1 protein-coding gene is annotated in these 1405 nt (G+C 35.4%); it reads left to right on the top strand.

What is annotated here, in order from left to right:
* The coding region (locus KJQ97_RS09245) for a flagellin hook IN motif-containing protein (RefSeq protein ID WP_214120668.1) at positions 1-1405 on the top strand (1405 nt) is incomplete at both ends.

The raw sequence follows: 1405 nt of genomic DNA, 5'->3' as shown, positions 1-1405 counted from the left end.
TGGAACGTTTTCAAACAAAGAATTTCAAATTGGTGCATATTCAAATGAGACAGTTAAGGCTAGTATTGGGGCAACTACAAGTGATAAGATTGGGTTAACTAGGTTTGAGACTGGGCATAATGTGAGACAAAGTGACCTTGCTTTAGGAGATAAAATTAATCTTACATTTAAAAACGTAGATGGAATTAATGATGTTACATTTGAGCCAGTGCAAATTGCTCAAGGTAATAATATTAAAGCAGGTCAAGGTTTAGGTGCTTTAGTTGAAGCTATTAATAAATCTACTGATAAAACAGGTATTAAAGCTTCTGTTACGGTTCAAAGTGTATTTGAACAACCTATTAAAGCAGGAACTACTTTACAAGGCTTTAGTATAAATGGTGTTACTATTGGTTCTATTGAAGTTAAAGATAAAGATGGAAATGGAGCTTTAAGAGCTGCTATTAACTCTGTAAAAGATCAAACAGGGGTAGAAGCTAGTGTTGATGAAAAAGGAAGATTAGTACTTGCTAATAGAGATGGTAGAGGTATTAAGATAACTGATGGGGTGGATAAGAGTTATGATCCAACTACTGGTAAAGCATATGCAGATAATACAGCTGCAGCTAAAGTAGCAGATAAGCATGTGTTTTATACCGACGTTGGAGCAGATTTAGATGGTAAGAATGGTGAAAAAATTGTTGATTTTTCTGGTGCGGCTGCTTGGGGCGGTGACGCAGCAGCTTCTGAAACTGATCCTACTGGTGCAGCTGGTTCTATACTTTCAACAAAAAATTCATTTGATGATGTTAAAGATGCTTATTATGAACAAGCAGCAAGACACGCAGCTGATGGTTCAGCTAAAGCTTCAACTGATGTTATCAAAAAAGCAATTAAAGATGGAACTGAAATAGATTTAAGTGCTGTTAAAGCAGAAAAAATTGGTGCTTTACAATTAGAGAGTGCTAAAGCATTTAAAGACCCTGCAAATGGTACAGCTTTTAGCGATCCTAGTTATGAACAAGCTTTAAAAGATGCTAATGCAGCAGTAAAATTAGCAGTTGGGGATACAAATTCTAAACATGCGACTTTAAGTGATGCTAATGCTGCCTTGGATAATGCAATGAAAGCATTAAATAAGGTTATAGATTTATCAAAAGGTCATAATATGGGCGAAGCTGAAGGAACTAATGGAATCATAGCAGTTGCAGCTCTTAATTTTTTACAAGGTGTTAAAGAAGGCTTAAATGAAAGCGATAGAGCTGGTCTTAAAGATATGATAGGCTTAACTAACGATAATAAGACTAACTTCGGAAGATTAAGTTTTTCATCAACTAATGGTAAAGACATAGTTGTAGAAGCTACTAGAGATTATGTTGGGGCTGATGATAAATTGCATAGTATGGATGTTACAAGTGCAATAGGC

The organism is Campylobacter sp. 2018MI01 (genome assembly GCF_018501205.1).
Lineage (GTDB): Bacteria > Campylobacterota > Campylobacteria > Campylobacterales > Campylobacteraceae > Campylobacter_E.
Note: the sequence above shows the minus strand (reverse complement) of the source record. Positions and strands in the feature narration are given on the sequence as shown.